This is a genomic window from Arthrobacter sp. Edens01 (assembly GCF_001307035.1).
GTDB lineage: Bacteria > Actinomycetota > Actinomycetes > Actinomycetales > Micrococcaceae > Arthrobacter_B.
The window spans coordinates 27495-27790 of record NZ_LKIU01000004.1 but is presented as its reverse complement, the minus strand read 5'-3'; the positions used below and the strand labels follow the sequence as shown (position 1 = coordinate 27790).

The following is a 296-nucleotide window of genomic DNA, read 5'->3' as shown; positions in this document are numbered from 1 at the left end:
GCGTCGACGTCGCCCACGCCCTCATCAAAAAAACCGGGCTCCCCGACTGGGGCGGCCGCGCCGACGGAGCCTCCAGCGAAGGCTTCCCCGGAGACCAGGCCCCCATGTTCGGCCAAGCAGGCATCCACGACATCTACCGCTCCTGGCGCAAAATCCTCGACGACTACGACGGGGACCGCGTCCTCTGCGCCGAAGCGACCATCGACCCCCTCGAACGCCTCACCGACTGGGTCCGGTCCGACGAAATGCACCAAACCTTCAACTTCGCCTACCTCCACCACCCCTGGAACCCTGAG

The 296-nt window shown here is 66.2% G+C and carries 1 pseudogene; it reads left to right on the top strand.

The window, feature by feature from the left end:
* Positions 1-296 (top strand): annotated as a pseudogene (locus AO716_RS05075) (alpha-amylase); the annotation flags it as partial.